Raw genomic sequence first — 25,530 nt, 5'->3', positions numbered from 1 at the left:
CGGATCAAGCTCGTTCCCCTACTCCGGATCATAGCCCAACACTGGCGAGAGCCAGCGCTCGGCCTGCTCCAGCGTCCAGCCCTTGCGCTGGGCATAGTCCTCGACCTGGTCTTTCATGATCTTGCCGGTGCCGAAGTAGCGCGACTGCGGATGCGCGAAGTACCAGCCGGAGACCGCCGCAGTCGGCAGCATCGCGAAGCTCTCGGTGATGGTCAGGCCGATGCGCTGATCGGGCTTGAGCAGCGCCCAGAGGGTGCCCTTCTCGGTGTGGTCCGGGCAGGCGGCGTAGCCGGGTGCTGGGCGGATGCCCTCGTACTTCTCGGCGATCAGCGCGTCGTTGTCGAGCTGCTCGCCGGGTTTGTAGCCCCAGAGCGTCGTGCGCACCAGCTCATGCAGGCGCTCGGCGAAGGCCTCGGCGAGACGGTCGGCCAGGGCCTTGAGCATGATCGAGCTGTAGTCGTCGTGATCGGCCTCGAAACGCTCCAGGTGCTCGTCGATGCCGATGCCGGCGGTGACCGCAAAGCCGCCAATCCAATCACGCTTGTGTGAATCCGCCGGGGCCACGTAGTCGGCGAGGCTGACGTTCGGCTGACCCTTGCCGGCAGTGCGCTGCATCTGCTGGCGGAGCATGCGCAGGGTGGCGCTGACCTCGCTGCGGGTCTCGTCGGAGTAGATGGCGATATCGTCGTCACCGATCCGATTGGCCGGGAAGAAGCCACAGACGCAGCGTGCTTGCAGCCAGCGCTCCTTGACGATCCGTTCCAGGAAGGGCACCGCGTCATCGAACAGCTGCTGTGCCTCCTTGCCGACGACCTCGTCGGTGAGGATGGCCGGATACTTGCCAGCCAGCTCCCAGGCCTTGAAGAACGGCGTCCAGTCGATGTACTTGACCAGATCGTCGAGCGGATAGTTGTTGACGGTCAGGATCACGCCGTCGCCACTGCGCTCGAGCTTGATGTCCTTGGCATCGAGTCCTGGTAGCGCGGCCGCGAGTGTCGCCGCTGGGTCGCCGCCTAACCTCGCCGCCGCTGCATTGTCGGCTTCATTCGCCGCTGCGACCGCATCGCCACCCTGCCCCGGCTCGGCGCGCGCAGCCAATATCCCCGGCTTCGGTGGCTCATAGCTGGCCCAGTCGATCTCGGTTTTGTTCGCGCGCGCCGCAGTGATGTCCATCAGCTTGCTGGTCTTGCCCTTGGCCTCGCGCTTGGCGCGGACCTCGGCATATTCCTCAACGATACCGGCGACATAGCCATCGCGCTGGGTCTTGCTCAGCAGGTTCGAGACCACGCCGACTGCGCGTGAAGCATCGGGCACATAGATCACCGGTTCCTCACGCTGGGGCGAGATCTTGACCGCCGTGTGCACCTTGGAAGTCGTCGCGCCACCGATCAGCAGCGGCTGGGTCATGCCCTGGCGCTTCATCTCCTTGGCGACATGGACCATCTCATCCAACGACGGCGTGATCAGCCCGGAGAGGCCGATGATGTCGGCGTTCTCCTCGCGTGCCCGCTGCAGGATGGTCTCGGTCGGCACCATGACGCCGAGATCGATGACGTCGTAACTGTTGCACTGCAGCACCACGCCGACGATGTTCTTGCCGATGTCGTGCACGTCGCCCTTGACGGTCGCGATCAGGAACTTGCCGTTGCTTTCATGCTGGGTGCCGGAGGCCTCCTTCTCGGCCTCCAGATACGGGAACAGATAGGCCACGGCCTTCTTCATCACGCGTGCCGACTTGACCACCTGCGGCAGGAACATCTTGCCCTCGCCGAACAGATCGCCGACCACGTTCATGCCGTCCATGAGCGGGCCTTCGATCACGTGCAGCGGCTTGTCGGCGGCCTGGTAGGCCTCCTCGACATCCTCGTCGATGTAGTCGGTGATGCCCTTGACCAGCGAGTGCTCGAGCCGCTTATTGACTTCCCAGCTGCGCCACTCCTGATCCTCGGGTTTCTCGGCGCTGGAGCCGTCGCCCTTGTACTTGGGCGCCAGGTCGAGCAGCCGCTCGGTCGAGTCGTCGCGGCGGTTGAGGATCACATCCTCGACCGCCTCGCGCAGCTCCTCGGGCAGATCGTCATAGATTGCCAGCTGGCCGGCGTTGACGATGCCCATGTCCATGCCCGCCTTGATGGCGTGGTAGAGGAACACGGCGTGGATCGCCTCGCGCACCGGGTTGTTGCCGCGGAACGAGAACGAGACGTTGGAGACGCCGCCCGAGACCTTGGCATGCGGCAGGGTCTGCTTGATCTCGCGGGTGGCTTCGATGAAGTCGACAGCGTAGTTGTTGTGCTCCTCGATACCGGTGGCGACGGCGAAGATGTTCGGATCGAAGATGATGTCCTCGGCCGGGTAGCCGATCTGCTCGGTCAGGATCTTGTAGGCGCGGGTGCAGATCTCGACCTTGCGTGCCTGGGTGTCGGCCTGGCCGACCTCATCGAAGGCCATCACGATCACCGCCGCGCCATAGCGCCGACAGAGCCGCGCCTGCTCGATGAACTTGTCCTCGCCTTCCTTGAGCGAGATCGAGTTGACGATGGCCTTGCCCTGCACGCACTTGAGGCCGGTCTCGATGACCTCCCACTTCGAGGAGTCGATCATCACCGGTACGCGGGCGATGTCGGGCTCGGCCGCGGTCAGATTCAGGAACCGGTGCATCGCCTCGGCCGACTCGAGCAGGCCCTCGTCCATGTTGACGTCGATGACCTGCGCCCCGCCCTCGACCTGCTCCAGCGCCACGCTCAGCGCGGTGTCGTAATCGTCCTCCTTGATCAGCCGCTTGAAGCGCGCCGAGCCGGTGACATTGGTGCGCTCACCGACGTTGACGAAGAAGCTGTCGGCCTTGATGTTCATCGGCTCAAGGCCGGAGAGCCGGCAGGCCGGCTCCAGCACCGCTTGCTGGCGCGGCGTCATCCCGGCCACCGCATCGGCGATCGCCTTGATGTGCTCGGGGCCGGTGCCGCAGCAGCCGCCGACGATGTTCAGGAAGCCGCTGCGCGCCCAGTCGCTGACCTCCTCAGCCATCTCCTCGGGGCCGAGGTCGTAGCCGCCAAGCTCGTTGGGCAGACCGGCGTTGGGGTGCGCCGAGACGTTGCATTCGGCGATGCGTGATAGCTCTTCGACATAGGGGCGCAGCTCCTGCGGGCCGAGCGCGCAGTTGAGCCCGATGCTCAGCGGCTGGGCGTGGCGCAGAGAGTTGTAGAAGGCCTCGGTGGTCTGCCCGGTCAGGGTGCGGCCGGATTGGTCGGTGATGGTGCCCGAGATCATGATCGGCAGCTCGACGCCGTCCTCGTCGAAGACCTTCCAGACCGCGAACAGGGCCGCCTTGGCGTTCAGGGTGTCGAACACAGTCTCGACCAGGATGATGTCGGCGCCACCCTCGATCAGCCCGCGGGTCGATTCGGCATAGGCCTCGACCAGGGTGTCGAAATCGATGTTACGGAAGCCCGGGTCGTTGACATCGGGCGAGATCGACGCGGTGCGGTTGGTGGGACCGAGGATACCGGCGACGAAGCGCGGCTTGTCCGGCGTCGAGTAGCCGTCGGCGGTCTGACGGGCCAGCCGTGCGGCCTCGACGTTGATCTCGCGCGAGAGTTCCTCCATGCCGTAGTCGGCCATCGCGATGCGGGTCGCGTTGAAGGTGTTGGCCTCGATGATGTCGGCGCCGGCGGCCAGGTACTCGCCATGGATGTCGGCGATCAGATCGGGCCGGGTCAGCGTCAGCAGGTCGTTGTTGCCTTTGAGATCGCTCGGCCAGTCCGCGAAGCGCTCGCCACGGTAATCGGCCTCTTCTAGCTGACGGCGCTGGATCATCGTGCCCATGGCCCCGTCGAGGATGAGGATGGTTTTTGTCAGGCGCTGCTTCAGGAGGGCGGTTCGATCACTCATAACAGTATACTGGGTCCGGTTTTGAACTAGGGTGCGCAATAGCTGGATGTTCGTCACATCCGAGGCGAGCGCATCGAGAAGACGTATTCGCGACGCCAGAGGGTCGTGGCATGCGTGTGCCCTCTCAGGCTGCATCGCCGCACGTTGCTCGCGTGCGACGCTTGCCGGGGGTCTGCGGTTGCGCCGATGGCGCGACTAACCCTCGGAGTCCTCGGTCGGCCCCGGCATCTGTTCCGGCTTGAGGCGAGCCTTGCGCATGTAACGCTCATGCTGAGGGTGGCCATTCCAGACCACCGGCTTCGCCAGCCATTGTTGGATGAAGGCCCACGAAGCCTGGTAACCATCGTGGGGTAGCGTACAAGCGGTACAATCCTTGCGGGTCAAACCATTCGCGTCCGTGAAGACCTCATAGGGACCCGGGCACTCATACGCGATAAGGGGACAATAACAAAAAAGACAGTTGAATTCTCGCTTGACACCGGCGTGACAAGGCAAAAAAGGACAGGCGTCGTTCGTAAACCCCTTGAATCCTTGGTTATTTGTTGAATTTTTTGGCTCCATGGCTAACGGCACCTCGGTTGCTATGGCCCACCGTAACCGCACGGCCGACCAGAGGGGGACTTGATCATAGGGACCGAGCGGTCTTGACCAAAGTCATGCCTTGACACTTGCAGGCCGACTACTCGATATTCTGCACCTGCTCGCGCATCTGCTCGATTAACACCTTCATATCGACAGCGGCGCGGGTGACGGCGGCATCGGTCGATTTGCTGCTCAACGTATTGGCCTCACGGTTGAGTTCCTGCATCAGGAAGTCGAGCCGCCGGCCAATCGGCTCGTCACTGCCGAGACTGTCGCGGATCTCGGTGATGTGGCTCGCCAGGCGATCCATCTCCTCGTCGACGTCGAGCCGCTGTGCAATCAGCGTCATCTCTTGTTCGAGACGGGTCTCATCGAGCTGATCGCGCACCTCGGCAAGACGCTCGCCGATGCGCGCGCGGATGCCGGCCAGCACCTCGGGCATGCGCTCGCGCACCTCGGCAACACGCTCGAGGAGCTTGTCGCAGCGCTCCAGCAACAGGGTCTTCATGCGCTCGCCCTCGCGCTCGCGCGCCTCGATCAGCGCCGTGAGCACCTGCTCCAGCAGCTCCATCGCGGCACTGCTCAGCGCCTCGAGATCCTTCGGCGCCTCTTCCAGCACGCCAGGCCAGCTCATCAAGTCGAACAGATGCGGCGCCGCCGGCTCGCCGATACGGGTAGCGACCTGATCCGCGGCCTTGAGCAACTGCTCGAGCAGCACCTGATTGACCCGCAGCTCACCGCGCCCTCCTCCCTGCGCACCATTTGCACCCTGAGCCCCCTGCGCACCGCGACCGTCCAGACGCAAGCTGAGATCGATCTTGCCGCGCCCGAGCCGCCGGCCGAGGGCCTGGCGCACGGCGGGCTCAAGGCCGCGCATGTCATCCGGTAGGCGCAAATGAGGCTCCAGGAAGCGATGGTTGACGCTGCGCACCTCCCAGGTCAACGCGCCCGCCTCGGTGTTGCGATCTTGGCGGGCAAAGGCGGTCATACTTCTTACCATGGGGGGATTCCTGAGCTGTCGATTGGCGTGTCCTGATGATACCTGCATTGATCACTGGCTGATTGATCGCGGCTGGCGGTCACCGCTGACATGGACGCGGACACTGCGCGACGTGCTCGCGTTGGTACCATGCCGGCACAGGCGTCAACACCCGCGTCGACCATGCGACAATGCGCGCCCTAGGATTCACCCAAAGCGCGGCGGCTCAAGCGTCCGCCTCACCGATTCCCCACCCTGGAGCCACGCATGCGCCCATCCGCTCGCCGACCCGATCAACTGCGTCCCCTGCGCTTCACCCCCGGATTCACCACCCAGGCCGAGGGGTCGGTGCTGGCCGAGTTCGGCGAGACCCGAGTGCTCTGCACCGCCAGCGTCGAGGAGCGGGTGCCACCCTTCCTGCGCGGCCGCGCTCAGGGCTGGATCACCGCGGAATATGGCATGCTGCCGCGCGCAACCGGTGAGCGCACGCCCCGCGAGGCGGGGCGCGGCAAGCAAGGCGGACGCACGCTGGAGATCCAGCGCCTGATCGGGCGCTCGCTGCGCGCGGCGGCTGATCTGACGCAGCTCGGCGAGCGCACCATCACGCTCGATTGCGATGTCATCCAGGCCGATGGCGGCACCCGCACCGCGGCGATCAGCGGTGCCTGGATCGCCCTGCGAATCGCGATCCAAGGCCTGGTCGCCAGTGGCAAGCTGCCACAATCCCCGCTCAAGCGACAGATCGCGGCGGTCTCGGTCGGGGTCTACGCCGCCACCCCGGTGCTCGATCTCGACTATGCCGAGGACAGCAGCGCCGAGACCGACATGAACGTGGTGATGACCGATGCGGGCGGGTTGATCGAGGTGCAGGGCACGGCCGAGGCGGCGCCCTTCTCGCGCGTCGAGATGAACGCGATGCTCGACTTGGCCGCGCACGGGATCGAACAGATCATCGCCGCCCAACGCGCCGTATTCAGCGAGTGATGCCGCCCTGATCAAGCCGCTTCCATTCAGCATTCACCCATAGCAACGCCCGCAAAGATGCACGCAACCGCGAACACCCGCCACATCGTCCTGGCCAGCAACAACGCCGGCAAGCTGCGCGAGATCCAAGCCCTGCTCGAACCGGCCGGGCTGCGACTGCTGACGCAAGGTGAACTCGGCATCGAGTCCGCCGAGGAGACCGGCTTGACCTTCGTCGAGAACGCCCTCCTCAAGGCCCGCCACGCCGCTCGCCGCAGTGGCCATGCCGCGATCGCCGATGACTCTGGACTCGAGGTCGACGCGCTCGATGGCGCGCCCGGCATCTACTCGGCGCGTTATGCCCGTCTCGACGCCAGCATGGCCGCCAGCGGCGCAGGCCACGCGCACGACGATGACGGTCAAGGCAGCGATCAGGCCAACTGCGAGACACTACTGCGCGCCCTCGCCGAGCGGCCCGACGCCAACCGCAGCGCCCGTTTCCAATGCGTGATGGTCTATCTGCGCCATGCCGATGATCCGACCCCCTTGATCTGCCAGGGCACCTGGGAGGGTTTGATCCTCGACGCACCGCGCGGGCAACGCGGCTTCGGTTACGACCCGATCTTCGGCGTGCCGACGCACGGGCTCAGCGCCGCCGAGCTGGAGCCGGAGACCAAGAACGCGCTCAGCCACCGCGGCCAGGCCTTGCGCGCGCTGGTCGCGGCCTTGCTCGAGCGCCCGACGCCCTATCAGCTCGCCGACCCGTCCGGCGCGCAGGCCAGCATGGATCTGTTCGGAGGCCGGTCGTGACCGATGCCGCGAGCGATGCCAAGAGCGATGCCGCGAGCGATTCAGGGATCCTCGCCCGATCAGACATCGCCAGCCGCCTCGACGCCGTGCGTGCGCGCATCGCCGCCGCCGAGGCGCGCTTTGGCCGCGCGCCGGGCTCGGTGCAACTGCTCGCGGTGAGCAAGGTGCAGCCGGCCGAACTGATCCGCGCCGCCCATCAGCATGGCCAGCGCGCCTTTGGCGAGAGCTATGTGCAAGAGGCCTGCGACAAGCAGGCGTTGCTCGGCGAGCGGGCACTCGACTGGCACTTCATCGGCCGCATCCAGCGCAACAAGACCAAGACCATCGCCGCGCATTTCGACTGGGTGCACGGACTCGGCGACCCGCGTCATGCCGAGCGCCTCGGCGCGCACCGCCTGACGGTCAGCGATGAGCCGCTGCGCTGCTGCCTGCAGGTCAACCTCAGCGGCGAGGCGAGCAAGGCCGGCGTCGAGCCGCACGCCCTGCCGGAACTGCTCGCGCACTGCGCCCGCATCGAGGGGCTGCGCATCGAGGGCTTGATGACCTTGCCGGCACCGGCTGAGGATATCGCCGCCCAGCGCCGTCCGTTCGCCGTTCTGCGCGCACTGCGCGATCGACTCGCGACCCCCGAGCAGCCGCTCGCCACCCTCTCGATGGGGATGTCCGACGATCTCGAGGCCGCCGTCGCCGAGGGCGCTACAATGGTACGCATCGGCACGGCCGTGTTCGGCCCCAGACCCCGGCACCCCTGAGACCCTGTCCCGATTGAGTTGAGGATTTTTCTCGCCTATGCCCACCACCACCACCACGCGCATCGCCTTCATCGGCGGCGGCAATATGGCCCGCAGCCTGATCGCCGGACTGGTCGCGGACGGCTACGACGCCGCGCGGCTGAGCGTGAGCGATCCCGATACCACGAAATCTGAAGCCCTGGCCAACCACTTCGGCATCAGCGCCTGCACCAGCACCGCCGCGGCCATCGACGCGGCCGAGGTGATCGTGCTCTGCGTCAAGCCGCAGGTCGCCGCCGGGGTCTGTCGCGAACTCGGCATGCACCTGCGCGCGCCATTGCCCTTGGTGATCTCGGTCATGGCCGGGGTCAGCGAGCCCTCGATTCGCGGCTGGCTCGGGCAGCCCATTGCACTGGTGCGCGCCATGCCCAATACCCCGGTGCTGGTGCAGTCCGGCGCCATTGGTCTGCACGCCGCCGAGGGCACTGATGCGCATCAGAGCAACCTGGCCGAGGAGATTCTGCGCGCCGGCGGACTCACGCACTGGGTCAAGAGCGAGGCCGAGCTGGACACCGTGACCGCGCTCTCCGGCAGCGGCCCGGCCTATTTCTTCCTGCTCATGGAGGCGTTGGAAGAGGCCGCGGTCGCCGAGGGCCTCGATGCCGAGGGCGCTCGCCTGCTGAGCATCCAGACCGCCCTGGGCGCCGCGCGCATGGCGGTCGAGAGCGATGAATCCCCTCGCCAACTGCGCCAGCGCGTGACCTCGCCCGGCGGCACCACCGAGCGCGCCATCGCCGTGTTCGAAGACGGTGGACTGCCGGCCCTGACCCGGCGCGCAGTGGCCGCCGCCCGCCAGCGCGCACATGAGCTTTCCGAACTGATCGCGGAGGACAAATGACCGAGGCCTACTTCACCAACCCGCTGATCTTCCTGGTCAAGACGCTGTTCGGGCTCTATATCAGCCTGGTTTTGATTCGCTTCCTGCTGCAATGGGCGCGGGCCGACTTCTACAACCCGATCTCGCAGTTCGTGGTCAAGCTGACCTCGCCGGTGCTGCGGCCCCTGCGCAAGGTGATCCCCGGCTATGCCGGGCTCGATCTCTCCGCGATCGTGCTGGCCTGGGTGCTCAAGGCCTGCGAGTTGGCGCTGTTGTCGCTGCTGATGGGGCTCGGGCGCAACCCGCTGGCGGCGTTCGCCTGGGCGCTGCCGGGGCTGGTCTCGTTGATCATCAGCCTGTTCCTGTTCGCGGTCCTGATCCGGGTCATCCTGAGCTGGGTCAATCCCGACCCCTACAATCCGGCGGTGATGCTGCTCAGCGATGTCACCGAACCGATCATGCGACCCGCCCAGCGTCTGCTCCCGCCGATGAGCGGCATCGATCTGTCGCCGATGGTGGTGATGATCAGTCTGGTGTTGCTCGAGATGCTGTTGCTGCCGCCGCTGCGGCTGCTGACCGGCAGCCCGTTCTGAGCCGGATGAGCCGATGTCCGACCCGCGGGACACGCATTGGTATCGCTGGGACGGTGAGAACCTGCTGCTGCGGCTGCGCGTGCAACCGCGCGCTGGCCGCAACGCCTTCGCCGAGCCGTTCGGCGATGCCCGCAAGGTCAAGCTCAAGGCACCGCCGGTCGATGGCCGCGCCAACGCCGAACTGCTGCGCTTCATCGCCGAGTGCTTCGGCGTGCCGCGCAGCGCGGTCGAGCTGGTCAGTGGTCGGCAGAGCCGCACCAAACAGTTGCGGATCGCGAACCCGCAACGGCTGACGCTGGGTATCGTGGCTGCGCGTGATGAGCGCTGATGCCTAAAGCACCAGCACCTGCCAAAGCGCGTACAGGCCAAATCCCATCACCAAGACGCCGGCGAGCTGGCGCAGCCAGCGTTGCTCGCCGAGGCGCGCGGCGGCGCCGGCCAAAAGGCCGAGCCCGAGCAGATTGGGCAAGGTCCCGAGTCCGAACACCAACATCAACAGCGCCCCCCGCAGCGGCCCACCGGAGCCTGCCGACCAGATCAGCACGCTGTAGACCAGCCCACAGGGCAGCCAGCCCCAGACCAGACCGATGGCGAGCGCTTGCCACCAATGACGCACCGGCAGGAAACGACGCCCAAGCGGCTCGATCCGCCGCCAGAGCCGCGCCCCGAACCGCTCGACGCGGGTTAGCCCCTGCCACCAGCCGCCCAGGTAGAGCCCAAGCGCCAGCATGAAGCCAGCGGCGATCAGATACAGCACGCGCTGGGCCAGATGCAGGGGCAAAAACTCGAGCGCGACTGCGCCCAGCGCGCCCATCAGCGCGCCGGCGATCGTATAACTCAGGATGCGCCCGCTGTTGTAAGCGAGCTGCAACGGCCACTGGCGCGAGAACTGCTGGCGCTGCGCGCGCGGCAGCCCGGCGGTGAGAGTCGCGACGATCCCGCCGCACATGCCCACGCAATGCACGCCGCCGAGTAGGCCAACCAGCCAAGCCGTGAGCAATGAGCCGGTCATCATCCGCCTCGCTCCCGCAGACACAAGGTTGGCCAACTGCGCCGGCTAGGACAGGCACCCAACGGGCCTCGCGCCTGCGGACGCACAGCGCAACTCGGGCTATCATGCCGGCCCGGTAACGACGACAGAGACCCGACGGCGTCATGCATTCCTATCAACGAGACTTCCTCCGCTTCGCGATCGAGACCGGCGTCCTGCGCTTTGGCCGCTTCACCCTCAAGTCCGGTCGCATCAGCCCGTATTTCTTCAATGCCGGCGGCTTCGACACCGGTGCCAGCCTCGGCAAGCTGGGCCACTTCTATGCCCAGGCCATCGTCGCCACTGGGCTGCAAACCGATGTGCTGTTCGGCCCCGCTTACAAGGGCATTCCGCTCGCCGCCGCCACCGCCATCGCGCTCGCCCACGAGCAAGGCCGCGAGACCCCGTTCGCCTTCAACCGCAAGGAGGCCAAGGATCACGGCGAGGGGGGGCTGCTCGTCGGCAGCCCCTTGCGCGGCGATGTGCTGCTGATCGACGACGTCATCACCGCCGGCACCTCGGTGCGCGAATCGGCGGCCCTGATCGAGCAGGCCGGCGCGCGGCTCGCCGGGGTGATTATCGCACTCGATCGCCAAGAGCGGGGCGAAGGGCGCACCTCGGCCATCCAGGAGGCACGCGCGCGCTACGGCATCCCGGTGCAGAGCATCGTCGACCTGGATGCGCTGATCGAGTTCGTCGACGAGACCGGGGCGGCCTCGACGGAGACGCTCACGGCCCTGGCCGACTATCGCACCGAGTACGGCTGCGCTTGAGCGGCGCACTCAGCGCCCGCGAATCAGCGTCCCGACCCCTTCATCGGTGAACAGATCGAGCAGGACCGCGTGCTCGACGCGCCCATCGAGGATATGCGCCGCGCGCACCCCGCCCTGCACCGCTTCGAGCGCGCAGCGGATCTTTGGCAGCATGCCGCCCTGGATCACGCCCTCGGCGATGAGCTGATTGACGCGCGCGATCTCGAGCTGGCGGATCAATGTGCCCTGCTCATCGAGCAGGCCGGCGGTATTGGTCAGCAGCACCAGCTTCTCGGCGTGGAGCACTTCTGCCATCTTGCCGGCGACCAGATCGGCGTTGATGTTGTACGAAAAGCCATCCTTGCCCACGCCGATCGGCGCCACCACCGGGATGAAATCTCCCTGCACCAGCAGGTCGACGACACTGGGATCGATGCTCTCGACCTCGCCGACATGCCCGAGATCGAGGATCTCGGGGGCCTCGAGTTCGGGCGCATCGCGGTGCAGCACCAGCTTGCGGGCATGGATCAGATCGCCATCCTTGCCAGTGAGGCCCACGGCGGCGCCACCATGGCGATTGAGCAGGTTGACGATCTCCTTGTTCACCAGCCCACCGAGGACCATCTCGACCACGTCCATGGTCTCGCTGTCGGTCACGCGCATGCCCTGCACGAACTCGGTCACCTTGCCGAGCCGCTTGAGCAGATCGCCGATCTGCGGCCCACCCCCGTGCACCACCACCGGATTGAGCCCGACCAGCTTCATCAGCACGATATCGCGCGCGAAGCTGTCCTTGAGCGCCTGCTCGACCATGGCGTTGCCGCCGTATTTGATCACCACGGTCTTGCCCGAGAAGCGGCGGATATAGGGCAGCGCCTCGGTCAGGACGTGGGCGATATTCTGGGCGCTGTCAGCAGCAATCGACATCGATATTCCTCGCATTCAATCATCGAAATCCGGCGCGCATGGACTGGCAGAGTCGTTCAGCGTGATCGCCATCTCATAGTGGACGAAAACAGCCCAGAGGGTATGGGCTCATCAGGATCGGGCGTGAGGGCAGCCAAGGAGGCCGTCACCGATCAATGCCGGCCGCTATGCCCGAAACCACCCTCGCCGCGCGCGCTCTGATCGAAGTCGCTCACCAGCGCGAGTTCGGCATGGAGCACGGGCACCAGGACGAGTTGCGCGATGCGCTCGCCAGGCGCGATGCGGAAGGGCTCGGCGCCACGATTCCAGCAAGAGACCATCAACGGGCCTTGGTAATCGGAGTCGATCAGCCCGACCAGATTCCCGAGCACGATGCCATGCCTGTGGCCGAGCCCGGAGCGCGGCAGGATCATCGCCGCCAGGCCGGGATCGGCGATGTGGATCGCCAGTCCGGTCGGGATCAGCTCGACGGCACCGGCGGCCAGCTCGAGCGGCGCCCCTAACATCGCGCGCAGATCCAGCCCCGCCGAGCCCGTGGTGGCATAGGCCGGCAGCGGGAAATCACTCCCGAGACGCTCATCCAGGATCTTAACTTGCAAGCGATGTGGCATCACGTTTGGCATAGCGTTCGGCGATCAGATCCGCCAGCGCCTTGGCCAGCGCCGGTTTCGACATCAGTGGGAGTTCACGCCGACCGCCGTCGGGCCACAGGCAGAGCAGCGCGTTTTCATCGGACTCGAATCCGCCCGGCCCAGCCCCCACCCGATTGGCCGCGATCAGCGACAGGCGCTTGGCCGCGAGCTTGCCGCGCGCATAGCCTTCGGGGTCCTCGGTCTCGGCGGCGAAACCGACCGTGAACGGCGGCGTCGGCAGGGCCGCGACGCGGGCTAGGATATCGGGATTGCGCACCAGCCGCAGGGTCATCTCATCGGCCGACTTCTTGAGCTTGCTGTCAGCGGCGCAGACGGGTCGATAGTCGGCCACCGCGGCGGTGGCGACGAACAGATCACAGTCGGCGGCGCGCGCCATCACCGCCGCCTCCATCTCCAGCGCCGACTCGACATCGACCCGGTTGATCCCGACCGGCGCCGACGCGCTGGTCGGCCCCGCGATCAGTGTCACCCGCGCACCGCGGGCGCGCAGCGCCTCGGCGAGCGCATAGCCCATCTTGCCGGAGCTGCGGTTGCCGATGAAGCGCACCGGGTCGATCGCCTCGCGCGTCGGGCCGACCGTCATCAGCACCCGCCGACCGGCGAGATCAGTGCGCGCGTCAGAGCCGACCTCATAGGCTCCTAATAGCGCCTCGACGATCGCGGCCGGCTCGACCATCCGCCCAGCACCCTGCTCGCCACAGGCCTGCTCGCCAACAGCGGGACCGATGATGCGCAGGCCGCGCGTGGCCAAGCGTTCCGCATTCTCCTGGGTTGCCGGATGCGCCCACATCTGATGGTTCATCGCCGGCGCGATCGCCACCGGCGCCTCGGTCGCCAGCACCAGCGTGGTCAGCAGATCATCGGCCAGCCCGCAGGCCAGGCGCGCGATCAGATCGGCGGTCGCCGGCGCGATCAGCACCTGATCGGCCCAACGCGCCAAGGCGATATGATCCATCCCCGCCTCGGCCTCTGGGCTCAGCAGATCCGTGCGCACTGGGTGGCCACTGAGCGCTTGCAGGGTCAGCGGCGTGATGAAGGCCTGCGCCGCGCGCGTCATCACCACGCGTACCTCGGCATCGCGGGCGATGAGACGCCGCACCAGATCCGCGCTCTTGTAGGCGGCGATCCCACCGCTGATGCCGAGCAGTACCCGTAGCGGTGGACGAGCCGGCGATTCCGGCGCGCTGGGCGCGGACGCTGGCGGTAGCGTCGATGGCTCGGACTTGGAGGGTTCTGACGTGGAAGAAGACATCAGCGAATCATACCCGATCGCGCAATGTCTGCCGTGCAATCGCAAGCGTCTCCAATCGCAAGCGTCTCAAGGCCCGCGCGAAGACAAGATCGAGTTGGATCGACCGCTCAAGTCTCGTAATCTCGCATCTATTCAGCTCGTCGTGCTCACCGTACTCGATTGCAGATCGCCATCCAGCCTTCGCGAGGACAATCCATGACCAAGATCACCGACATGCCCAAGGATGAACGCCCGCGCGAGAAGCTGCTCAAGCGCGGCGCCCAATCGCTCACCGACGCCGAGCTGCTGGCGATCTTCTTGCGCACTGGCGTGGCCGGCAAGAGCGCCATCGATCTGGCCCGCGACCTGATCGCCACCTTTGGCGGTCTGGCCCGCCTGCTGGCCGCAAACCAGCGCGAGTTCTGCGAGGCCAAAGGGCTGGGCAATGCGAAGTTCGTGCAACTGCAGGCCGTGATGGAGATCAACCGCCGCTATCTGCGCGAGGAGATCACCGGTCGCGATGTGCTGACCAGCCCCGAGGCGACGCGTGACTATCTCAAACTGCGCCTGCGCGGCCTCTCGCACGAGGTCTTCGCCTGCCTTTTCCTCGATAACCGCCACCGGGTCATCGAATATCAGGAGCTGTTCCGCGGCACCATCGATGGCGCCAGCGTGCATCCGCGCGAGGTGCTCAAGGAGGCCATTCGCTGGAACGCGGCGGCGGTGATCTTCGCGCATAATCACCCGAGCGGCGTCGCCGAGCCCAGCCAAGCCGACCTGCACATCACCAAGCGCTTGCAGAATACGCTCGATGCGATCGATGTGCGCGTGCTCGATCACATCATCGTCGGCGAGGACGACGGCACCTCGTTCGCCGAGCGCGGCCTGATTTAGGCGTCGGGGGATGAGCCCTGGCTGGGCCGAGCAATCCAGCAGTTGACGCTCGCCGCATTTTCCATTAGCGTTTATCGGCTTAGTGTTTTGCGTTCGTCGTGACTCGTCTTCGTCCCGCGTCGGCGCGCGCGTGTCGCGGCGGCGGCGGTCGGCTCGAGGCTCAAGGACTCGACCGCCCCATCGCCGCAGAGATCATCTGCATCGGAGCCCTGCATCATGTCCAAGATCTGTCAGGTCACCGGCAAACGGCCGCTGACCGGTAACAACGTTTCTCACGCCCACAACAAGACCAAGCGTCGGTTCCTGCCGAACCTGCACTACCATCGCTTCTGGGTCGAGAGCGAGAACCGCTGGGTTCGCCTGCGCGTCTCGACCAAGGGCATGCGCGTCATCGACAAGCTCGGGATCGACTCCGTGCTCTCGGACATGCGCCAGCGCGGCGAGCGCGTCTAAGCCATCGCCGTCACCGAATCAACACCTAGGAGCGAGCAACCATGGCCAAGGCCGCACGCGATAAGATTCGCCTGAACTCCAGCGCTGGAACCGGGCATTTCTATACCACCACCAAGAACAAGCGCAATCAGCCGGGCAAGATGGAGATCAAGAAGTTCGATCCCGTCGTGCGCCAGCATGTGATGTACAAGGAAGGCAAGATCAAGTAGCGGGCATCTAAGGCCGGCAAGCCAGCGCGGGCGGCGTATCCGCATCGACCGAAGCATCCGCCCGAATGGCTGCAAACTGCCAGCTCAGTGCGCGCTCGTCGGCACGACTGACTGCTGCTCACGCTCCTCGTCGGCAAGACGCCGCTCCACCGCTCCTGGAGATTGCGTCCCACGCGCCAGCGCCGAGTAGGCCACCGGCACCACGAATAGCGTGAACAGGGTCGCGGCAAGCACGCCGGACAGGATCACGGTACCGATGACGGTGCGGGTCTCGGCGCCGGCGCCACTGCTGAGCAAGAGCGGGATCGAGCCGGCGGCGGTGGTGATGCCGGTCATGATGATCGGCCGCAACCGCACATCAGCCGCTTCCAACAAAGCCGCATCGAACGCCTTACCCTCATCGCGCAACTGATTCGCGAACTCGACGATCAAAATGCCGTTCTTGGCCGCCAACCCCACCAGCATGATCAGGCCGATCTGGCTGTAGATATTCAGCGACTGCCCGGTGAGCCAGAGCCCCAGCAAGGCGCCGGCCATCGCCAGCGGCACCGTCAGCATGATCACCAGCGGATGCACCCAGCTCTCGAACTGAGCCGCCAGCACCAGATACACCACCGCGATGCCGAGCAGGAAGACGAACAGGATGCCCTGCCCGGATTCCTGGAAATCCGCCGACTGGCCCTTGTAGTCGATGATCGCCTGCTCCGGCAGATGCTCGGCGGCCAGCGCGTTTAGATACGCCAGTGCCTCGCCCAACGGCAGGTCATCGGCCAGATTGGCCTCGAGGGTGATCGCGCGGACCCGGTTGTAGCGGTTCAGGCTCGTGGACTCGGCGGTCTCGGTCACGCGCACCAGGTTCGACAGCGGGATCAGCTCACCGCTCTGCTGCGAGCGCACATAGAGGTTGGTCAGGCTGGCCGGGGTGCGCTGCTCATCGCGCTCGCCCTCGATGATGACATCATATTCCTCACCGGCATCCAGATAGGTCGTCACCCGGCGCGAGCCGAGCATGGTCTCGAGGGTGCGACCGATGGTCTCGACCGTCACGCCGAGATCGGCCGCGCGGTCGTAGTCGACATCGACGCGCAATTGCGGCTTGGTCTCCTTGTAGTCCCAATCCAGGCCTTGCAGGCCCGGATTGTCTTTCTCGATCTCGGCCACCAGGGTATCGCGCCAGGCCGCCAGCTCCTCATAGGTGCCGCCACCGATGACGAACTGCACCGGCTTCTGGATGCGTGAGCCAAAGCCTTGGCGCATCACCGGGAAGGCACGCACGCCGGGCAGATCGCCGAGCTTGGCGCGCACCTCGTTCATCACCACCTGGCTCGGCCGGCGCTCGCCGAAGGGCGCCATCACCATGATCACGATGCCGCTGTTGAAGACCTCGGTATTGCCAAAGGCGCGCGGTGCGCGCACCAGCAAGCGCATCACCTCGCCGGACTCGGCATAGGGCATCAGCCGGCGCTCGATCTCGTCCATGTACTCGACCATATAGCTGTAGGACGCCCCCTCGGGGCCGTTGACCAGCACGAAGAAGGCGCCCCGATCCTCGCTGGGCGCGTATTCCTGTGGGAGCTGCTGCAAGAGCCAGCCGGCCAGCCCGAAGGTGACCACCAAGAGCACCAAGACCAGCCAGCGTTGCCGCAAGAAGAACCCGAGCACCCGGGTATAGCCTGCACGCAAGCGCTCGAAGGCCCAATCGACGCCAGCGGTCAGGCTGAGGCGTCGATGTGACTCTGGCAACACCTTCGAGGCCAGCATCGGCGAGAGGGTCAGGGCGACGAAGGTCGAGAAACTTACCGCCGCCGCCATGGTCAGCGCGAATTCCGAGAACAGGCGCCCGATATCGCCTTGCAGGAAGGCGATGGGCACGAACACCGCGATCAGCACGATGGTGGTGGCGATGACCGCGAAGCCGACCTGCCGCGTGCCCCGGTAGGCCGCGACCAACCGCGTCTCGCCATACTGCTCCATGCGCCGATGGATGTTCTCCAAGACGACGATGGCGTCATCGACCACCAGCCCGATCGCCAGCACCAACGCCAGCAGAGTCAGGATATTCACCGAAAAGCCGAGCGCGAGCAGCACGCTGAAGGTCGCGATCAGCGAGACCGGCACGGTCACGGCCGGTACCAGCATCGCGCGCGCCGAGCCGAGGAACAGGAAGATCACCAGCACCACCAGCACAATCGCGATGGCGAGCGTCTTATAGACCTCGGCGATCGCGTCCTTGACGAACACCGAACTGTCGAAGCTCTGGAAGATCCGCATGCCCTCGGGCAGCGTCGGGTTGAGCCGCGCCATCTCGGCCTTGGCCCCTTCGGCGACACTGATGGTGTTCGCGGTCGACTGCTTGATGATGCCCAAGCCCACCATCGGGATGCCATTGCCGCGGAACAGGGTGCGATCCTCTTCGGTGCCGCGTTCGACGCGCGCCACATCCCCGAGCCGCACCAGATAGCCATCATCGCCGCGCGCGATCACTAGCTGGGCGAAGTCTGCTGCGGTACGGAAGCTGCGCTCGGTGCGCACGCTGAACTGGCGGTCGATCGACTCGACCCCACCGGCCGGCAGCTCGACGTTCTCCGCGCGCAGCGCCTGCTCGATCTCGGTCACGGTCAGCCCACGCGCGGCTAGCGCATTGCGGTCGATCCAGACCCGCATCGCATAGGTCTGGCTGCCACCGACGCGCACCCGCGCCACGCCATCGAGCACCGAGAAGCGATCGACCAGATAGCGGCGCGCGTAATCGGTCAGCTCCGGGACGCTCATGTTCTCACTGGCCAGGTTCAGCCACATGATCACATCATCGCTGCTGTCGACCTTTTGGATCTCGGGTGGATCGGCCTCGACCGGTAATTGATCGATCACCGCCGAGACCCGATCGCGCACATCATTCGCGGCGCCATCGATATCGCGGCCGATGTTGAACTCGATGGTAATGTTGGACTCGCCATCCTCGGAGGAGGATTCGATGCGCTCGATGCCCTCAACGCCGGCGATGCGATCCTCGATCAACTGCGTGATGCGCGTCTCGACCACCGAGGCGGCCGCGCCCGGATAGACGGTCTCGACCGAGACCACCGGCGGATCGATATCGGGATATTCGCGCAGCGGCAAGCGATCGAAGGCGACCAAGCCAAAGGCCACCAGCAGCAGCGACAGGACACTGGCAAAGACCGGTCGCGTGACCGCGAGATCGGACAGGATCACGGCGTGCGCTCCGTCTCATCGCCCGTCGATTCCGCCGGCTGCGCGATCAGCTCGCTCAGCGGCCGACTGCCATCGTCGACCGCCCGCACCTGCACCGGCTGACCCGGGCGCGCCTTATCCGCGCCGTGGGTGATCACGCGCTCGCCGGGCGAGAGGCCGGCGACGATCTCGACCTCACCGGGGCGGCGCAGACCGACCTGCACCGGGCGGCGCTGCGCCAGCATCTGGCCCTCGGCATCCTCCTCGACGACCAGCACGGTATGGTCCTTGCCACGCTGCAGGATGGCCGCCTCCGGCACCATCACCGCCTCGCGCGGATCGCGCAGCAGCTCGACGCGCATCAGCAGACCGGGCCGCAATTGACGCTCCGGATTCTCGATCAGCGCGCGCACCTGCACGCTGCGGGTCACCGGATCGACGCGGCTCGAGACGCTGGCGACCTCGCCCTCGAAGGCCTGATCGCCCAGGGCCGGCGCTTGCGCCTCGATCGACAACCCCGGCGCCAGCGACGGCAAGAACAGGCTGGGCACCGGAAAATCCAGCTTCATCACGCGATCGTCATCCAGCGTGGTGATCACATCGCCGGGCTCGACCAGGGCACCCAGGCTGATGTTGCGCAGGCCGACCACGCCGTCGAACGGTGCCTTGATCAACCGATCGGCGAGCTGCGACTCGATCGCCGCCAGGGCCGCTCGCGTGGCGCGCAGGTCGCGGCGGCGCTCATCGAGCAGCGAGGCAGAGGCCGAACCGGTCGCCTCGAGCGACTTCACCCGCTCGAACTGCTGTTCGGCCTCGGCAAGTCGGGCCTTTGCCTCCTCCAAGCGCGCATGCTGCTCGCGGCTAGTCATCTCGACCAGGATGTCGCCCGCCTCGACCCGCTGGCCATCGTTGAAGTGGATCGCCGAGAGCGTCTCGGTGACCGTCGCCGTGATCGTCACCGACTCGTTCGCGCGCAGCGTGCCCAGGGCTTCGACCCGATCGGCGACGGTCGCCACCCGCGCCTCGCTCAGGATCACGCCGGGCGCCTGCGGCTGAGCCGAGACGCTCCCCACGACCAGAAGCACACCTATCAATCCTAGCGTTGCCCTCGACATCGTCATCCGCCCATCATTCTTGGTTTGGATAAACATGGGGTGATCGGCGCGAAACTCACCCCAGATGTGTCAACTCTGACGCTTTATCCTCGGGCTCAGACCACAAATCCAAGCAAACAGGCAACCGAATACACAAGAAGTTCGCACGACCCCGCATGGAAGACGCGTGCCTTGGACTCGATTCACGGGACGCCAAAGGCGACCATACTGCGCCGAACTCGTCCCAGGTACCGCCATGCGCTTCTTCAACACCGAAGGCCCGATCCGCGCTGAGGACCACTACAGCCTGCCGCCGCTATCGCGCTGGGATCTCGAGCAGGTTCTCAGCCTGATCGAGCAGAAGAAATACTTCCTGCTTCACGCACCGCGGCAGACCGGCAAGATGTCTTGCCAGCTCGCGCTGATGGCGCATCTGAATCGGGATGGGCGTTATCGGGCGGTCTATGCCAATCTCGAGGCGGCACAGACCGCGCGCGAGGACGTCGCCCGCGGCATGGCCGCGATCTGCAGCGTCCTGGGACGTTCGATAAGGCTCTACCTGAACGATCCGCGTTCTGACGAATGGCAACGCAGCGAGGGTGCGACCTGCGCGCCCGAGGACCGGCTCTCGCGTCTGTTGGAATTCTGGACCGGCCTCGATCCGCGCCCCGCCGTGCTGCTCCTGGATGAGGTCGACGCCCTGGTTGGCGACACCCTCCTCTCCCTGCTACGCCAACTGCGCGCCGGCTACCCGCAGCGCCCGACGGCGTTCCCGCAGACGGTCGTGCTCTGCGGCGTGCGCGATCTGCGCGACTACCGCATTTACGCTCGCTCCGAGCGCGAGGTCATCACCGGCGGCAGCGCCTTCAACATCAAGGCCAAGTCCCTGCGCCTGGGCGACTTCAGCGCCGAGGAGACGCGCACCCTGCTGCTGGAGCACACCCAGGAGACCGGGCAGCTGTTCACCCCGGAGGCGCTGGAGCAGGTTTGGACACTAACACAGGGCCAACCCTGGTTGGTCAATGCGCTGGCCTATCGCGCCTGTTTCGAGCTGCCCGCGGGACGCGACCGGACCCAACCGATCACCCGTGAGCTGATCGATCAGGCCAAGGAGCAGATGATCCTCGAGCGCGTGACCCATCTCGATCAGCTCGCCCATAAGCTCCAGGAACCGCGCGTGCGCCGCGTGATCGAGCCGATGCTCGGCAGTGCGCCCTATCACGAGATCGCCCCGCATCTGGTGCTGATGGCCTTCCTGCATCGGGTCATCAACGGTGGCGCGACGTTGGAGCGCGAATACGCCATCGGCTCCGGGCGCATGGATATGTGCCTGCGCTATGGCGCGGTGACGCTGGGGATGGAGCTTAAGGCCTCGAGCGATGGGCACCCCGATCCGCTCGCCGAGGTGCTGAAGCAGCTCGATGCCTATCTAGCCGGATTGGGGCTGGACAGCGGCTGGCTAGTGATCTTCGATCGCCGCGCCGAGCAGCCACCGATCGAGGCGCGCACCCGCAGTGAGGAGACGACCAGCCCCGAGGGGCGGCAGATCGCCCTGGTGCGCACCTGAGGCTGTGTTCATTATGTGCTAGAAATCAAGCCGACAGTTAACGAATAAGGCGATGTGATTTATGTCCCGCAATAGTCGTGACCGGATAGACCCCAGCTGGTCCTCCAACCGGACCGGAGGCAGTGGCCATCGATTACCACAGATCGAGGTCGTCACTCGCGATGCGTCGAACGATCAGCCACCGCCGCCAGCACGGCCTAAATGGTCTTATCTCGCCTGGTTTTTCGCCGCTTTTGTAGTGATCGCCGCACCGGTGAGTCTATGGAACTTCAACCGTCCGCCTGTCTATCGCGCCACCGCCACGGTACTGACCATCGTCCCGGAGGAACGCAGCGGCTTTGGGACCGCCGTCGCCAACGCGCAACATGTCGCCATTCAGCGCAGCCTGCTACTCGGCCACAACCTCTTGGAAGATACGCTGGCACGGCTGCGCAACGCATTACGGAGCGACACAAACGCCGGACTCCGCCTATACACCGCAGCCCTGACACCAGATGACCTCTTGTCGATGCTGGAGGTGTCTCTGGTACCTCAAACAAACCTGGTGAAGTTGAGCGCCACCGGCGCCGAGCCCTCGCTGTTGGCCAACCTCGTCGATGAATGGCTCGCCGCTTATCAGGCCTTGCGCGAGCGTGAGATCGAGACCCAGGTTGGAGATCGGCTCGAGAAGCTCGACGAGCGCGCTCGCCTGTTGGAAGAACGCATCCAGGCGAAGCGCAAGATATTGGACGAGTTTCGCGCACGTTTCGACATCGTGACCCTAGAGCGCGACAGCAACGAAGCACTCAAGCGCCTCGGTCTGCTTCAAGAGGCGTTAGGCAAAGCCGAGGACGCCTCGATGAGGGCCCAAGCGCGTCTTGAGGCCCTCGAAAGCACAGCCACCATTGGCAGACGCGCACTGCCCGAGCAATTCGCGAATGAACGCTCAAACCTGTATCAGCGGGCAAAGCAGGCCCGGGCGCAGGCCCGTCAACTGCGCGAGCGCTACACTGAACTCTTCATCGAAAAAGATCCGAACAAGCGCCGGATCATCGAACGGCTTGAGTCGCTCGAGACGCGCATCGATGAGGTCGAGCGCGAAGGACGTCGACAGGTCTTAGCAACGGCTCGAGAGACCGCAGATCTGGCCAACCGCCATGTGCGCGACTTGCGTGCCGAGCTGACCGAGCAGAAGGCGCGGGCATCGACGTTCTCGTCCGGCTTCGCCGAATTCGAAGACCTACAACAGGATTTAAGCCGCCTAGAGGAGATGCAGCGCGAGGTCGAATCGCAGCGGATGAGCCTGCAAACAACCGCACTCGCCAGCTATCCGCAGATCGAGATCATCGAGGCGGCCTTCGCGCCGCGCGACCCGATCAGCCCCGACTATGAACGGGATCTGGGGCTGACACTGGCTGCGGCGACCGCCGTCGGACTGATCACTATCCTCATCCTCATGTGGCTCGACGCCAAGGCACAGGGCTCGCGACCGTCTTCCCCGCTCACCGGCGTGCGCATCTGGGGGACCGAGGCCGATGGTCAAGAAAACGGCGCCAATGTCAGAACGCGGATCCCAAGGCGTGAGGAGACGGATGAACCAAGCGCTCCCGCTTTAAGCTCGGCGGTCCTGACCGATGCCTCGAGGCCCAGTGCACCCACGCAGGCGCCACGGCAATTGATGATCGGCGAGGTCGAGGCCCTGTGGCAGTTAGCCGAGACGAACGAGCGTCAACTGATCGGGCTCCTGCTGTGCGGCGTCCAGCTGGACGAAGCCGCCGCGTTGACCCATGAGAACTTCGCCCTTACCGAGGGCGATCTGCATCTTGGCACCCGCGTGCTGAGGCTGCCGCCGCGTTTGCGCGCCCTCTTTGCCGATGGGTTCGCCGATGTGCTCACCGATACCAACCCGCTGCCGGCCTGGGAGGGCTTGGACCGCCCCGCCTTCGAGGATCTGACACATCGCCTGAGCCTGCTTGCCGCCGATGCGGGGATCGCCCACGCCAGCGAGGTCACCGCCGCAACATTGCGCGACACCTACCTCATGTACCTGGTCGGCCAGGGCGCGCGCCTGACACGACTCAGCCAGATCGCTGGTCCGATGAGTGGCGCCGATACCCTGCGTTTCGCGCCCTACTCCCCAGCCGGTGCAGCGAGCTCGCTGGACGAACTGAATCTCATCTATCCAGTATTGGCTTGATCAGCGTCCGAGGCAGTCAGAGAGCATCATGCGGTCCAAGATATCGTCCCCTGTCACGTCTCAACGCACCGGCTCAGCACGACCGCTTGCGCATCAGCGCAGCAGCGCCAATGCGCGCGCTGGCGATGACAAGAGCAGACAGGCTGGTCTCTCCGGCAACGCGCCTTCGGGGCTCCGATTACATGCCTGGAAACAGCCCGCTGCTCTCGGACTTTTGCTGGTGGGGATCGGGTTTGCCGTAAGCGGATGGTGGTTTGTCATCCTGCACTGGCCACTGAGCAATGAGCCAGCGTTCGAGGCGCGCGAAGCCGCGCTGGCACAGCGCGCGACCGAGCTGGATCGTGCCACCTTCACGCGCGCCAAGCAAACTGATACCGCAGCCGCCTATCGCGCCTATCTAGCCAATTGCCAGGTCACTGGTTGTGCTCATCGCGCGCAGGCCGAGCAGCGCATCGCGGTTTTGCGCCAAACCACCACGCAAGAGGGGCCCATCACCGAGCCCAGGGCTGAGGCCGCCGATATCGAAGCCTATGAGCAAGCCTTCGAACTAGACACGGTAGCCGCCTATCGCGCCTACCTGGCCGATTGCCAAGCTTCGGGTTGCGCCTACCGTGCGCGGGCCGAGCAGCGCCTGGGGACGTTAAGGACAGCAGCCGCGCAGGCTGCGCGAGCCGCTGAGCTTGCATGGCGTGAAGACGAGCTTGCGCAACGCGAAGTGGCGCTCAACCAAATCAGCGCCGAACTCGACCAAGTCGCCTTTGCCCAAGCCGAGCAAGCCGATGATGAAGCCGCCTACCAAGCCTACTTGGACAACTGTGAACGCACTGGCTGCGACTTCCGCGCGCAGGCCGAGACACGCCTCGCGCAACGGGCCGAGCAGGCACGTCGCTTCGCCCAAATCCCCGAGATGGTGGCCCTGAAAGCGGGCTGCTTCGAGATGGGCAGCCCCCCGAACGAGGGCGGCGGCCGAGACGAAGCACAGCATGAAGTCTGCGTTGATGCCTTCAAGATCGGCAAATACGAGGTCACTTTCAGTCAGTACGATCGCTTTGCCCAGGCCACGAATCGACAGCCTCCCAATGATGAGGGCTGGGGGCGCGGTAATCGACCGGTGATCAATGTCAGCTGGGAGGACGCAAGCGCCTATGCTGCCTGGCTTTCGGAGACGACGGGCCAGGCCTACCGCCTACCGACCGAGGCGGAATGGGAATATGCCGCCCGCGCCGGGACGGAAACGCCCTACTACTGGGGTCGGAAAACACACGATGCCTGCACCTACGCCAATGTTCACGACCAGACCTCGGCGCGCGAGAATGGCTTCTCCTGGCCTCATCATACCTGCGACGACGGCTACGCTCAGACCGCGCCGGTCGGACAGTACCAGGCGAATGCCTGGGAGCTGCATGACATGCTGGGCAACGTGTGGGAATGGACCTGTTCAGCCTATGACCGCGAGTACGGAGGCGCGGAACAACGGTGCGCGAGCTCGAATCATTCCGGCTCGCGCGCGATTCGCGGCAGTTCCTGGCATGGGCAGACCGGGCTTGTGCGAGCCGCGGCCCGACGCGCGATTCTGCCTTGGAACGGTTATGGCGCCTTAGGGTTTCGACTGGCCCAAGATTAGGCGCAAAAAAGCCGCTCGCAAGCGGCTCGTTTGATTGGTTTTTTCTGGTGGCTACGGCTAGATTCGAACTAGCGACATCGGCATTATGAGTGCCGCGCTCTAACCAACTGAGCTACGTAGCCAGAAAGGCCAAGCAGGATAGCGCGCGACGAACGACAGGTCAAGCCATTGGTGCAAGCTCCAGCAATTCCAAATTTGCCCTGTCACCGCCTTAAGCGCCGCGCTTTTGGTGGAGGCTGGGCCGGTTCGAGCGCCTCGAGCATAAACGTCAACAGCTCCTCCCATGAGGCATAGACGGTATAGAGCGT

At 65.4% G+C, this 25,530-nt stretch carries 22 protein-coding genes and 1 tRNA gene; 13 read left to right on the top strand and 10 right to left on the bottom strand.

Going from position 1 to position 25,530, the window contains the following annotated elements; all coding sequences use genetic code 11:
• Positions 1 to 18: 18 nt before the first annotated feature.
• From metH to CCR82_RS05600, 3 genes are all read right to left on the bottom strand, one after another.
• On the bottom strand, positions 19 to 3,885 hold the full coding sequence (metH, locus tag CCR82_RS05610) for a methionine synthase (RefSeq protein ID WP_201244419.1): 3,867 nt from the start codon (positions 3,883 to 3,885) through the stop codon (positions 19 to 21).
• Positions 3,886 to 4,080: 195 nt separating this feature from the next.
• Positions 4,081 to 4,446, bottom strand: coding sequence for a cysteine-rich small domain-containing protein (locus tag CCR82_RS05605; RefSeq protein WP_201244418.1), 366 nt, complete (start codon positions 4,444 to 4,446; stop codon positions 4,081 to 4,083).
• Positions 4,447 to 4,564: 118 nt separating this feature from the next.
• Positions 4,565 to 5,467 (bottom strand): YicC/YloC family endoribonuclease, encoded by a 903-nt coding sequence (locus CCR82_RS05600; RefSeq protein WP_201244417.1) that lies wholly within the window; start codon positions 5,465 to 5,467, stop codon positions 4,565 to 4,567.
• Between the two features lie 246 nt (positions 5,468 to 5,713).
• Here CCR82_RS05600 and rph point away from each other — a divergent pair, with 246 nt between their 5' ends.
• From rph to CCR82_RS05570, 6 genes are read left to right on the top strand one after another with little or no spacing between them, the layout of a single operon-like run.
• Positions 5,714 to 6,430: a ribonuclease PH gene (gene rph, locus CCR82_RS05595; protein WP_201244416.1), complete on the top strand. Its 717-nt coding sequence runs from the start codon at positions 5,714 to 5,716 to the stop codon at positions 6,428 to 6,430.
• A 57-nt stretch (positions 6,431 to 6,487) separates the two neighbouring features.
• Complete coding sequence (rdgB, locus tag CCR82_RS05590; protein WP_201244415.1) at positions 6,488 to 7,219, top strand: RdgB/HAM1 family non-canonical purine NTP pyrophosphatase; 732 nt, start codon at positions 6,488 to 6,490, stop codon at positions 7,217 to 7,219.
• Positions 7,220 to 7,266: 47 nt separating this feature from the next.
• Entirely contained in the window at positions 7,267 to 7,971 is a 705-nt protein-coding gene (locus CCR82_RS05585; RefSeq protein WP_201244426.1) for a YggS family pyridoxal phosphate-dependent enzyme, read from the top strand.
• A gap of 37 nt (positions 7,972 to 8,008) precedes the next feature.
• Positions 8,009 to 8,848, top strand: coding sequence for a pyrroline-5-carboxylate reductase (gene proC / locus CCR82_RS05580; RefSeq protein WP_201244414.1), 840 nt, complete (start codon positions 8,009 to 8,011; stop codon positions 8,846 to 8,848).
• Positions 8,845 to 9,420, top strand: a complete 576-nt coding sequence (locus tag CCR82_RS05575) for a YggT family protein (RefSeq protein WP_201244413.1) — start codon at positions 8,845 to 8,847, stop codon at positions 9,418 to 9,420. The genes proC and CCR82_RS05575 overlap by 4 nt, the downstream gene beginning before the upstream one ends.
• Positions 9,421 to 9,433: 13 nt before the next feature.
• The gene (locus CCR82_RS05570) at positions 9,434 to 9,748 is read left to right on the top strand and encodes a DUF167 domain-containing protein (RefSeq protein ID WP_201244412.1); all 315 of its coding nucleotides are present in this window, start codon (positions 9,434 to 9,436) and stop codon (positions 9,746 to 9,748) included.
• A 3-nt stretch (positions 9,749 to 9,751) separates the two neighbouring features.
• Here CCR82_RS05570 and CCR82_RS05565 read toward each other — a convergent pair whose 3' ends face one another.
• A complete protein-coding gene (locus CCR82_RS05565) occupies positions 9,752 to 10,432 on the bottom strand; it encodes a sulfite exporter TauE/SafE family protein (RefSeq protein ID WP_201244425.1) in 681 nt (226 codons plus the stop codon).
• Positions 10,433 to 10,575: 143 nt separating this feature from the next.
• Between CCR82_RS05565 and pyrE the strand changes: the two genes are divergently transcribed.
• Positions 10,576 to 11,223, top strand: coding sequence for an orotate phosphoribosyltransferase (pyrE, locus tag CCR82_RS05560; RefSeq protein ID WP_201244411.1), 648 nt, complete (start codon positions 10,576 to 10,578; stop codon positions 11,221 to 11,223).
• 9 nt (positions 11,224 to 11,232) lie between these two features.
• On the opposite strand, the gene argB is transcribed toward pyrE, so the two are convergent.
• From argB to coaBC, 3 genes are all read right to left on the bottom strand, one after another.
• Positions 11,233 to 12,129: an acetylglutamate kinase gene (gene argB, locus CCR82_RS05555; RefSeq protein ID WP_201244410.1), complete on the bottom strand. Its 897-nt coding sequence runs from the start codon at positions 12,127 to 12,129 to the stop codon at positions 11,233 to 11,235.
• A 152-nt stretch (positions 12,130 to 12,281) separates the two neighbouring features.
• Positions 12,282 to 12,740 (bottom strand): dUTP diphosphatase, encoded by a 459-nt coding sequence (gene dut / locus CCR82_RS05550; protein WP_201244409.1) that lies wholly within the window; start codon positions 12,738 to 12,740, stop codon positions 12,282 to 12,284.
• On the bottom strand, positions 12,718 to 14,034 hold the full coding sequence (gene coaBC / locus CCR82_RS05545; RefSeq protein ID WP_201244408.1) for a bifunctional phosphopantothenoylcysteine decarboxylase/phosphopantothenate--cysteine ligase CoaBC: 1,317 nt from the start codon (positions 14,032 to 14,034) through the stop codon (positions 12,718 to 12,720). The genes dut and coaBC overlap by 23 nt, the downstream gene beginning before the upstream one ends.
• Before the next feature lie 195 nt (positions 14,035 to 14,229).
• On the opposite strand from coaBC, the gene radC reads away from it, so the two are divergent.
• The 3 genes from radC (at position 14,230) to rpmG (ending at position 15,569) form a co-directional block, all read left to right on the top strand.
• Positions 14,230 to 14,907, top strand: coding sequence for a RadC family protein (gene radC / locus CCR82_RS05540; protein ID WP_201244407.1), 678 nt, complete (start codon positions 14,230 to 14,232; stop codon positions 14,905 to 14,907).
• A 216-nt stretch (positions 14,908 to 15,123) separates the two neighbouring features.
• Positions 15,124 to 15,360, top strand: a complete 237-nt coding sequence (gene rpmB, locus CCR82_RS05535) for a 50S ribosomal protein L28 (protein ID WP_201244406.1) — start codon at positions 15,124 to 15,126, stop codon at positions 15,358 to 15,360.
• Positions 15,361 to 15,401: 41 nt separating this feature from the next.
• Entirely contained in the window at positions 15,402 to 15,569 is a 168-nt protein-coding gene (gene rpmG / locus CCR82_RS05530) for a 50S ribosomal protein L33 (protein WP_093034499.1), read from the top strand.
• Between the two features lie 84 nt (positions 15,570 to 15,653).
• On the opposite strand, the gene CCR82_RS05525 is transcribed toward rpmG, so the two are convergent.
• Together CCR82_RS05525 and CCR82_RS05520 are read right to left on the bottom strand one after the other, a co-directional pair.
• Complete coding sequence (locus CCR82_RS05525; RefSeq protein WP_201244405.1) at positions 15,654 to 18,782, bottom strand: efflux RND transporter permease subunit; 3,129 nt, start codon at positions 18,780 to 18,782, stop codon at positions 15,654 to 15,656.
• Positions 18,779 to 19,846: an efflux RND transporter periplasmic adaptor subunit gene (locus CCR82_RS05520; protein WP_338073107.1), complete on the bottom strand. Its 1,068-nt coding sequence runs from the start codon at positions 19,844 to 19,846 to the stop codon at positions 18,779 to 18,781. Before CCR82_RS05520 ends, CCR82_RS05525 begins: the two co-directional genes overlap by 4 nt.
• A 265-nt stretch (positions 19,847 to 20,111) precedes the next feature.
• Between CCR82_RS05520 and CCR82_RS05515 the strand changes: the two genes are divergently transcribed.
• The 3 genes from CCR82_RS05515 (at position 20,112) to CCR82_RS19085 (ending at position 25,222) form a co-directional block, all read left to right on the top strand.
• Positions 20,112 to 21,422 (top strand): AAA-like domain-containing protein, encoded by a 1,311-nt coding sequence (locus CCR82_RS05515; RefSeq protein WP_201244403.1) that lies wholly within the window; start codon positions 20,112 to 20,114, stop codon positions 21,420 to 21,422.
• Positions 21,423 to 21,483: 61 nt separating this feature from the next.
• Positions 21,484 to 23,598: a GumC family protein gene (locus CCR82_RS05510; RefSeq protein WP_201244402.1), complete on the top strand. Its 2,115-nt coding sequence runs from the start codon at positions 21,484 to 21,486 to the stop codon at positions 23,596 to 23,598.
• A gap of 220 nt (positions 23,599 to 23,818) precedes the next feature.
• Positions 23,819 to 25,222 carry an SUMF1/EgtB/PvdO family nonheme iron enzyme gene (locus CCR82_RS19085; RefSeq protein WP_201244401.1) on the top strand — a complete coding sequence of 468 codons (1,404 nt, stop codon included), beginning with the start codon at positions 23,819 to 23,821 and terminating at the stop codon, positions 25,220 to 25,222.
• A 45-nt stretch (positions 25,223 to 25,267) separates the two neighbouring features.
• On the opposite strand, the gene CCR82_RS05500 is transcribed toward CCR82_RS19085, so the two are convergent.
• Positions 25,268 to 25,344, bottom strand: a tRNA-Met gene (locus tag CCR82_RS05500).
• Between the last annotated feature and the right edge of the window lie 186 nt (positions 25,345 to 25,530).

Origin of the sequence: Halochromatium salexigens (genome assembly GCF_016653295.1) — a bacterium.
Classification (GTDB): domain Bacteria; phylum Pseudomonadota; class Gammaproteobacteria; order Chromatiales; family Chromatiaceae; genus Lamprobacter; species Lamprobacter salexigens.
The sequence above is the reverse complement of the archived record's forward strand: the minus strand, read 5'-3'. Positions and strand labels throughout refer to the sequence as shown.